The sequence below is a fragment of the Paraburkholderia sp. RL17-383-BIF-A genome, from assembly GCF_046028015.1.
Lineage (GTDB): Bacteria > Pseudomonadota > Gammaproteobacteria > Burkholderiales > Burkholderiaceae > Paraburkholderia.
In genome coordinates this window covers 23,955-32,962 of sequence record NZ_JARESR010000054.1, presented here as the reverse complement: position 1 = coordinate 32,962, position 9,008 = coordinate 23,955, and the positions used below count along the sequence as shown (strand labels likewise).

Annotated in this window: 8 protein-coding genes; 4 read left to right on the top strand and 4 right to left on the bottom strand. The window is 65.4% G+C overall.

Features of this window, described 5'->3' with window-relative positions:
* Positions 1-128: 128 nt before the first annotated feature.
* From panS to fumC, 3 genes are all read left to right on the top strand, one after another.
* Positions 129-1,088, top strand: a complete 960-nt coding sequence (gene panS, locus P0D71_RS34700; RefSeq protein WP_091792529.1) for a ketopantoate/pantoate/pantothenate transporter PanS — start codon at positions 129-131, stop codon at positions 1,086-1,088.
* Positions 1,089-1,340: 252 nt separating this feature from the next.
* Complete coding sequence (locus P0D71_RS34695; protein WP_408300250.1) at positions 1,341-3,047, top strand: phospholipase D family protein; 1,707 nt, start codon at positions 1,341-1,343, stop codon at positions 3,045-3,047.
* 13 nt (positions 3,048-3,060) lie between these two features.
* Positions 3,061-4,461 (top strand): class II fumarate hydratase, encoded by a 1,401-nt coding sequence (gene fumC / locus P0D71_RS34690; protein ID WP_091792528.1) that lies wholly within the window; start codon positions 3,061-3,063, stop codon positions 4,459-4,461.
* A gap of 161 nt (positions 4,462-4,622) precedes the next feature.
* Here the strand turns inward: fumC and P0D71_RS34685 are convergent, their stop codons facing one another.
* The 4 genes from P0D71_RS34685 to P0D71_RS34670 form a co-directional block, all read right to left on the bottom strand.
* The gene (locus P0D71_RS34685; RefSeq protein ID WP_091792527.1) at positions 4,623-5,129 is read right to left on the bottom strand and encodes an acyl-CoA thioesterase; all 507 of its coding nucleotides are present in this window, start codon (positions 5,127-5,129) and stop codon (positions 4,623-4,625) included.
* A gap of 146 nt (positions 5,130-5,275) precedes the next feature.
* Positions 5,276-6,406 (bottom strand): GlxA family transcriptional regulator, encoded by a 1,131-nt coding sequence (locus P0D71_RS34680; protein ID WP_408483766.1) that lies wholly within the window; start codon positions 6,404-6,406, stop codon positions 5,276-5,278.
* The gene (locus tag P0D71_RS34675; protein ID WP_408483765.1) at positions 6,406-7,662 is read right to left on the bottom strand and encodes an MFS transporter; all 1,257 of its coding nucleotides are present in this window, start codon (positions 7,660-7,662) and stop codon (positions 6,406-6,408) included. Before P0D71_RS34675 ends, P0D71_RS34680 begins: the two co-directional genes overlap by 1 nt.
* 146 nt (positions 7,663-7,808) lie before the next feature.
* Positions 7,809-7,952, bottom strand: a complete 144-nt coding sequence (locus tag P0D71_RS34670) for a hypothetical protein (RefSeq protein ID WP_177204935.1) — start codon at positions 7,950-7,952, stop codon at positions 7,809-7,811.
* A 222-nt stretch (positions 7,953-8,174) separates the two neighbouring features.
* On the opposite strand from P0D71_RS34670, the gene P0D71_RS34665 reads away from it, so the two are divergent.
* The gene (locus tag P0D71_RS34665) at positions 8,175-8,888 is read left to right on the top strand and encodes an ArsR/SmtB family transcription factor (RefSeq protein WP_408483764.1); all 714 of its coding nucleotides are present in this window, start codon (positions 8,175-8,177) and stop codon (positions 8,886-8,888) included.
* Positions 8,889-9,008 lie beyond the last annotated feature (120 nt).

Sequence of the window (9,008 nt, the reverse complement as noted above, 5' to 3'; positions counted from 1 at the left end):
GGCTCATCACCCGCCATCACGGCTTGCCGCGCTCACGCGGCAGACTCCCGCAAGCGCGCCGCCAACGGCGGCGTGCCGCTCGACCGACCCTGCTTCTCGCGATAAAACATAATCAAGGAACACCTCTCATGCTTGCCCGCGTCACCCGTCTCTTCCCGCTCTGGGCCGTGCTCGTTTCGATTGCCGCGTACTGCTCGCCCGCCTCGTTCTCAGGCATCGCGCCGCACGTCACCACGCTGCTGACGATCATCATGCTGGCAATGGGCGTCACACTCTCCGTGGCCGATTTCCAGCGTGTCTTCACGCGGCCCGCGCCGGTGATCGCCGGCATCGTGCTGCACTATCTCGTCATGCCGCTCGCCGCGTGGGTGATCGCCAAGGCGTTGCGCATGCCGCCGGACCTCACCGCCGGCATGGTGCTAGTGGGCAGCGTGGCGAGCGGCACGGCGTCGAACGTGATGATCTACCTCGCGCGCGGCGACGTTGCGTTGTCGGTAACGATCAGCGCGCTGTCGACCCTCGTCGGCGTATTCGCGACGCCGCTGCTCACGCGTCTCTACGTGGACGCCTCGATCGCCGTCGACGTGCACGGCATGCTGATGAGCATCCTGCAAATCGTCGCGTTGCCGATCGTGGTCGGCCTGATCGTCAATCATCTGTTCGGCAAAATCGTGCGCAAGATCGAACCGGTTCTGCCGCTGATCTCGATGGTCGCGATCGTGCTGATCATCGGCGCGGTGGTGGGCGGCACGCAGAAGAGCATCGCCTCGGTCGGCCTCGTGGTGATGCTGGGCGTGGTGCTGCATAACGGCATCGGTTTGCTCGGCGGCTATTGGGGCGGGCGTCTGCTCGGCTTCGACGAAGCCGTGTGCCGCACGCTCGCCATCGAAGTGGGCATGCAGAACTCGGGCCTCGCCGCGACGCTCGGCAAGCTCTATTTCACGCCGATCGCGGCGTTGCCCGGCGCGCTGTTTTCGGTGTGGCACAACCTGTCGGGCTCGCTGCTCGCCGGATACTGGGCAGGACGTCCCGCGAAAGGCTCGACGCATATGGACGGTGAGCAGGTGTTGAACGCCGAACGCGGGTAACAGCGCGCGCGTCGCGCTGGCTTCGCGATCCCGGCGCGCGCCGGCATTGAATTTCGGGTTCTGCCGATACGTTCACAACGCATCCGTAGAACCCGCAACGCGAGCGCCGCATCGCGAGATGCATCGGCCAGGCGGCGTATAAGATCAAAAAGCAGAACGACAACCAGAACAACAACCAGAACAAAAACCCGACCGCCTGATTCCCCTTAGAATGCATTTCTCGACAGCGTGAATAGCTCGCGCGCCGTCGCCATGAGAAGCCTGCAAACAAGGGGAGAAAGCGTGCCGTCGCATCCAGATAAAAGCAGAGCCGCACCGCAACGCCAGTGCGCGTTCAGCACACCCCAGCGTAAGAACGCCTGGGGCACCACGAGACATTTCTTCCTGCTGTGTTGCGCAACGGCACTATTGACCGCCTGCGCCACCAAGCCACCGGCCACCGAGTTCGACCGTCACATCACGCACGCCCTGCCCGTCACGGAAACCACGCCGCTTCGCACGGCACTCGCGCCGCTCGAAGCCGCGCATCCGGATCAATCCGGTTTCCGGATCCTCCCGAACGGCACCGACGCCTTGCAGATGCGCATTGCGCTCGCGCGCGCCGCGACCCGGACCCTCGACATGCAGTACTACATCGCGAACGAGGACACCACCGGCAAGCTGCTGCTCGGCGCCGCGCTCTTTGCGGCCGATCACGGCGTGCGGGTGCGCATGCTGGTCGACGATCTCAACTTCAAGGACATCGACCGCGTGATGGCGGGCTTGAACTCGCACGAGAACATCGAAATACGCGTCTTCAATCCGTTCGGCAGCGCACAGGAAGGCATGTTCGAACGCACCACGAACGTGTTCACGCAAATCGGCCATTTCACGCGCCGCATGCATAACAAGGCGATGATCGCGGACAACCAGCTGGCGATCGTGGGCGGCCGCAATCTTGGCGACGAATATTTCAGCGCGAGCGAAACATTGCAGTTCCGCGACCTCGACGTGCTCGCCGCCGGCCCGATTACCGCCGACGTCTCCGCGAGTTTCGACGACTACTGGAACAGCAGCATCTCCTATCCGTTGCGCGTACTGAACAAGCAGAAGTTCGACGCGAAGGAATTGGACCAGACACGCGACGAGTTGCGCCAGCACTGGCGCACCAACGCCGATCCGTACAACGCGAAGCCGCTGAACGCCACCCCGCTCGCCTCGCAGATCGCCAAAGATCAACTCGGCCTGACCTGGGCGCGGGCGGAGTTCAAGGCGGACCTGCCGGAGAAGATCGTGCATCCGTCGCCGGACTATGTGAGCCCGCCGATGCAACGGCTCGGCGAATTGATGCGCGACGCGCAGAAAGACTTTCTCGTGATTTCGCCTTACTTCGTGCCGCACGAAGCCGGTGTGAAGACGGCCGGCGAACTGACGCATCGCGGCGTACGCATTGCCGTGCTGACCAATTCTCTCGCCGCCACCGACGCTGTCGCCGTGCAGGCCGGCTACAGTCCGTTTCGCGTGCCGCTGCTGCAACAGGGCGTCGAGTTATACGAATTCAAGCCGCAGCAGAACATGCCGAGCGTGGGCTTCGCGGGCTCGCGTTCGCGCGCCAGCCTGCATGCCAAAACGTATGTGATCGATCGCAAGATTCTGGTGATCGGCTCGATGAACCTCGACCCGCGTTCGGCCAATCTGAACACCGAACTGGCGCTGGTGATCCACAGCCCGCCGCTCGCCGAACAGGTCGCGCAAATCTTCGAACGCGCCACGAGCCCGGAGGAAAGCTATCGCGTCACACTCGCCGACGACGCGCAACTCGCGTATCTGCGTTCGATCGGCGCGCCGCTCTCCCCGCTCGTGTGGACCGACGTCGAAGACGGCACGCGCCGCACCTACATTTTCGATCCCCAGGCCGGTTTATACCGGAATGCGCTAACAGGTCTATTCTCCCTATTGCCCGTCAACGCAGAACTTTGAAGCGGAGTTGAACATGACTGAAGACGTACGATTGGAGCGCGACACGTTCGGCGAAATCGCCGTGCCGAACGCTCGTCTATGGGGCGCGCAAACTCAGCGCTCGCTGCAGAATTTCCGCATCTCGACCGAGAAGCAATCGCCCGAACTCATCACCGCGCTGGCCGTCATCAAGCGCGCCGCCGCCGAAGTCAACCTCGGCCTCGGCGTGCTCGACGAGAGCAAGGCAAAGGCGATCATGCAGGCCGCGGACGAGATCATCGACGGCAAGCACCCGGAGGAATTTCCGCTCGCTGTCTGGCAGACCGGCTCCGGCACGCAGACCAACATGAACCTCAACGAGGTGATCGCGAACCGTGCAAGCGAGCTGCTCGGCGGTGAGCGCGGCGAAGCGCGCAAGGTGCATCCGAACGACGACGTGAATCGCGGCCAGTCGTCCAACGACGTGTTTCCAACCGCCATGCACGTGGCCGCGGCCTATGCGATCGTCAAGCATCTGCTGCCGGCGCTGAAGACGCTGCGCGACACGCTCGACGGCAAGGCGAAAGCGTTCGTGGGCATTGTGAAGATCGGCCGCACGCATTTGCAGGACGCCACGCCGCTTACACTCGGTCAGGAGTTTTCGGGTTACGTCGCGCAACTCGAACACGGCATTCGTCACGTCGAATCGGCGCTGCCGCATCTGTACGAGCTCGCGCAAGGCGGCACGGCGGTCGGCACGGGTTTGAACGCGCATCCGCAGTTCGCCGACAAGGTGGCCGCGGCAATCGGCAAGCTAACCGGCTTGCCGTTCGTCTCGGCGCCGAACAAATTCGAAGTGATGGCCGCGGCCGACGCGCTGGTGTTCGCGCATGGCGCGTTGAAAACGGTGGCGGCGAGCCTGAACAAGATCGCCAACGACGTGCGCTGGCTGGCAAGCGGCCCGCGCTGCGGCCTCGGCGAACTGTCGATTCCGGAGAACGAGCCGGGCAGCTCGATCATGCCGGGCAAGGTCAATCCGACCCAATCCGAAGCGTTGACGATGCTGTGCTCGCAGGTGTTCGGCAACGACGTCGCGGTGAATATCGGCGGCGCGAGCGGCAACTTCGAATTGAACGTGTTCCGGCCGATGATCGCGCACAACGTGCTGCAATCGGTGCGCCTCCTTGCCGACGGCGCGCACAGCTTCAACGACAACTGCGCGGTCGGCATCGAGCCGAATCACGAGCGCATCGATACCCTGCTCAATGAATCGCTGATGCTGGTGACGGCGCTCAATCCGCACATCGGCTACGACAAGGCCGCGAAGATCGCCAAGAAGGCGCACAAGGAAGGCACCACGCTGAAGGCGTCGGCGCTCGCGCTCGGCTTCGTCACCGAGCAGCAGTTCGACGAATGGGTGCGGCCGGAAGACATGGTCGGGCATTCGTCGGCGTGATCGGCCGCGCCGCTGCGCCTGGGGCCACCAGATCGAGTGGCCAGGCCAGCGTGCTTTGAGCCGCTACGGTGATTTGGACACCGTGACTGGAAGTACAGCAACAGCAGGCCGCGCGAACCCAACATTCGCGCGGCCCTGCGAGCGGCGCTTCAGGGCGCCGCTTAAACCTTCCCCTGCGCCACTTCTTCCGGCTTCAGTTCGACGATCGCGTCGAGCGCTTCCTTCACGTCCATCGCGTACCGGGCAAGACGCTTCTGTTCGTCCGTCTCCGGCACGAAGGCCGGCACGGGCACGGGCTGGCCATTCTCGTTGACGGCGACCATCACGATCAGGCAATCCGTGGTTTGCAGCAACTCGCCGCCTTTCGGGTCACCGGCCTGCACCGAAACGTGAATGTGCATGCTGGTGCGGCCCGTCGCCACGACCCGCGCGCGCAACTCGACCAGATTGCCGACCAGAATCGGCCGACGAAAGCGGATATTGCCCACGCTGACCGTCACGCAGTAGCGCCCGGACCACACCGCCGAGCACGCGTAAGCGGTCTCGTCGATCCACTTCATCAGCGCGCCGCCATGCACCTTGCCGCCGAAGTTGACCGAGGTCGGTTCGGCAAGAAAGCGAAAAGTGGTTTCGGAACGGTCCAGCGGCGCTGCGGCAGGGGTGCTCATCTTGACTCCGGTCAATCGATGCATTGAAAGGAGGCGATTATACGAGCGCAATATTGACCTCGTCTCCCGCGCCGGTTGAGGCCAGCGTCAGATCCGGCGAGAGTGCGCCTTGAGCTTTTCGGGGCGCTTTGGTTTCGCGTCCGCGATCAACTTGCCTCGACGAGCTCGGAAGCGCTCTCACTGCGCGTCGGGCCGGCCGACATGAAACGCTCGCGATAATCCAGCGGCAGCACGCCGAAACGCCGTAAAAACGCCCGCCGCAGATTCTGTTCACTGCCAAAGCCACAGTCCAGCGCAATCCGCTTGAGCGGACGGCGCGATTCGGCGAGCGCCCGCGAAGCCGCTTCAAGCCGCAGCGCCGAGACGGTTTTAGCCGGCGTGCGGCCGACCTCGTCGACATAGCGGCGAGCAAAGGTGCGCGGGCTCATGCGGATTCGCTCGGCGAGCCGCTCGACCGACAGGTCGTCGCGCAGATGCGCCGCCATCCAGCTGTGCAATGCCTCGAACGGACCGTTCGCCGAGGCCTGTGCCGCCAGCGCCGCGCTGAACTGCGACTGACCGCCGGGCCGCTTCATGAAGACCACCAGCCGCCGCGCGGCCTGCATCGCAACGGCGTGGCCGAGGTCCTCCTCGATCAGCGCCAGCGCCAGATCGATGCCCGCCGTCACGCCCGCCGAAGTCCACACGACGCCCTCGCCTTCACGGCGGCCCACATCGCGGATGAAGATCGGATCGGCGTCCACCTGGACGCTGGGAAAGCGCTGCGCGAGGTGCGGGGCGTCGCGCCAGTGCGTGGTAGCGCGGCGGCCGTCGAGCAGGCCGGCCGCCGCCAGATAGAACGCGCCGGTACACACCGAGCACACGCGCCGCGCTCGCGGGGCATGCCGTCTGATCCATGCGACGAGTTCGGGCTGGAGTGTGCAGTGCTCGTCGACCGGGACGCCGGGAATGATCAGCGTGTCGATCGGCTGGTCGTCGAGCGACTCGAGCCGCTCGGTGACGATCGGCAGACCGGGGAAAGTCTGCAATATGCCGCCGTCGATCGAGGCGACCGTCGTGCGATAGGCCACGGCTTGCGCCGGGCTGCCGGTCGAACCGGCCGCTCTACCCGAGCCGCCCGCGCTGGCGCTTTCAGCAGGATTCACGATGCCAGAAGTGCCGCCACCGGCGTTCCCGGCAACCGTCAACTCCGCGCGCCAGAACGCCTCCAACGGCCCGCAGGCGTCGAGCAGCACCAGATCCGGCGCGACCGCGAACACAATATGACGCGCCACCATCAGGACACCTCCCTCGCCACCTGCCGCCTGCGCGACCACGCGTAGCCTAACGTGGCAAGCGCCGCCGCGCCGAGCAGCGGAAATATCGCGGCATTGATCGTCGCCCAGCCGAAGCGGGCCAACAATTGACCCGCGAACAGCGAGCCCAGCGCGGAGAACGCGAAAGTTGTGAATTCGCTGGCCGCCTGCGTCTTGGCGCGCTCCGACGGCCGGTACGATTGCGCGAGCAGCGTCGAGCCGCCGACGAACATGAAATTCCAGCCCACGCCGAGGCAAGCAAGCGCCGCGTAGAAATGCGGCAGATCGGTCGAACGCAGGGCGAGTACCCCGCACAGCGCCGACAGCGCGATGCCCACGCCGATCACCGGCAGCACGCCGAAGCGTTTGATCAGCCGCGCGGAAAACAGCGACGGCGCGAACATGCCGACCAGATGCCACTGGATGATCGCCGCGCCGTCGCCGATCGTGTGGCCGCAGGCGAGCGCGGCGATCGGCGTGGCGGTCATCACGAACATCATCACCGCGTAGCCGAGCGCATTGTTGGCGAGCGCCGCCGCAAAGATCGGCTGCCGCACGATTTCGCCGAGCGGCCGCGCCGCTTCATGACTCGCCGCCGTGCTCACGGCCGGCGCCGCGTCGCGATACAGCAGCGCCAGCAAGGCGACCGACACCAGCCCCAAAACCGTCACGAGCGCATAAGAACCCGCGAACGCGACCGGCGCCAGCCAGTCTTTGCTCCATGCGGCAAGAAGCGGTCCGCAGACGGCGGCCACTACGCCGCCCGCCAGCACGGTTGAAATCGCGCGACTTTTGTCTTCTATGCCGACGGCGTCGGCTGCGGCCAGCCGGTAATACTGCGCGAACGCCTGGAATACGCCGACCGTCGCCGTGCCGGCACAAAAAAGCCAGAAACTGTGGTGAAAGATCGCCCATACGGAAACCGCACCGCCGAGCGCACCGACGCCCGCGCCCAGCACGAAACCCGCACGCCGGCCAATGCGTGCCATCAGGAAAGACGCGAAGATCGTCGTCAGCGCGGCGGCGACGGTAATCAGGGAGAACGGCAGCGTCGCGAGGGCCTTGTCCTCGGCGAGCGTGTAGCCCACGAGGCCGGTCAACGTCAGATCGATCGATACGGATGAGGTGTACAGCGCCTGGCACACGGCCAGCACGCGTGCGGCGCGGCGGTCGTGCGGATCGGCGTCGCGCAGGCCGGTGGAATGGGCGGGAAAGGTGGAAGCGGCGGACGGTGGCATCGATAGGTTCCGGGCGGCGGACGTGAGATGGCCTGATCGTCACACGAGCGCCGTTGGCAGAAATGCCAATGATGCATCAATTTCTGCCAGCCGCTGCGGTTGTCCACGGTCGTCCGCGGTTATTTGCGTAAGCGCCGGCGAGCCGCCTATTTGCGCACCGTGACGCCTTCGTCGATCGTGCCGTACATGGTGATGCTGCCGGTGCCCGCGCCCGAAGACGAACCAGCGCCGCCCTGCGCACAGGCGCTGATCAGCAGGGCCGCGGCAATGACGGCGAGAAGAGTTTTCATGGCAACGTGTTCCTGCAAGGACAGACAACAATTCTAGCCTGGCGGGTCTGCGAGGCATCGAAGCGCCGGCTGGGACGCTCGCTTTCGCTGAAGGCCCGCGTCTTCGCCGGGTTTCCGTAGCTGCCGCATTCGACAGTTCACGCTAAGCTGAAACATCGAATCGCCTGGCCCGATACAGTGGGCTGCATGGCGCCCTGCCCGCGCCGCCCCAGGAGACGCCAAATGACCGCCATCCTCGCAGACGAACAGAACCATTTTCCCGGCCTGAGCCGCATCGGCGCGCTGCTCGCCGATCCCGGCCGAGCCGCTATGCTGTGGGCGCTCATGGACGGCAGCGCCCGCCCGGCCGGCGAACTGACCATGATCGCCGGGCTCTCGCCCTCCGCGGCCAGCGCCCATCTCGCGCGTCTGACCGACGGCGGCCTGCTCGCGCTCGAGGTGCGCGGCCGGCATCGCTATTTCCGGATTGCGTCGCCCGACATCGCCGCGTCGATCGAAGCGCTCGCCAACGTCGCGCAGGTCAGCGCGTCGCAACGTCCGGTGCCGCGCCCCGTGCGCACCGTGCCGCTCGACATGCGCTACGCGCGCACCTGCTACGACCATATGGCGGGCGAGCTGTCGGTGCGCGTGTTCGAGCGGCTGGTCGCGCGCGGCCTGCTGACGCTGCACGGCACGTCGCTGGAAGCCACCGCCGACGGCGCCGCCCGCTTCGCCGACTGGGGCATCGACATGTCGGCGCAGAAAAGCCGGCGCCGCCGCTTCGCCTGCACTTGTCCCGACTGGAGCGAACGGCGTCCGCATCTGGGCGGCGCACTCGGCGCGGCACTGCTCGACTCGTGGTCGTCGCATGGGTGGGTCGAACGCACGGAGCGGCCGCGAATCCTGCGCATCACGCCGGCCGGGCATCGGCATTTCGATGCGTTCCTCGCCGCCTGATGCGCGCCTGAAGGTCCGTCGCGCTTACAGGACATCGGCAATCCGCTTACGAATAACCTATCGGGACCTTTTTCGAGATCTTTTGTTACACGGTGGCAAGGCGGCCTTACAAAAGTGGGG

Excerpts from the sequence above, each read along its gene's own strand:
- P0D71_RS34680 (WP_408483766.1), bottom strand. The coding sequence starts at position 6,406 with ATGGTGGCGCGTCATATTGTGTTCGCGGTCGCGCCGGATCTGGTGCTG.
- panS (WP_091792529.1), top strand. The coding sequence starts at position 129 with ATGCTTGCCCGCGTCACCCGTCTCTTCCCGCTCTGGGCCGTGCTCGTT.
- P0D71_RS34665 (WP_408483764.1), top strand. The coding sequence starts at position 8,175 with ATGACCGCCATCCTCGCAGACGAACAGAACCATTTTCCCGGCCTGAGC.
- fumC (WP_091792528.1), top strand. The coding sequence starts at position 3,061 with ATGACTGAAGACGTACGATTGGAGCGCGACACGTTCGGCGAAATCGCC.
- P0D71_RS34670 (WP_177204935.1), bottom strand. The coding sequence starts at position 7,952 with ATGAAAACTCTTCTCGCCGTCATTGCCGCGGCCCTGCTGATCAGCGCC.
- P0D71_RS34685 (WP_091792527.1), bottom strand. The coding sequence starts at position 5,129 with ATGAGCACCCCTGCCGCAGCGCCGCTGGACCGTTCCGAAACCACTTTT.
- P0D71_RS34675 (WP_408483765.1), bottom strand. The coding sequence starts at position 7,662 with ATGCCACCGTCCGCCGCTTCCACCTTTCCCGCCCATTCCACCGGCCTG.
- P0D71_RS34695 (WP_408300250.1), top strand. The coding sequence starts at position 1,341 with ATGAGAAGCCTGCAAACAAGGGGAGAAAGCGTGCCGTCGCATCCAGAT.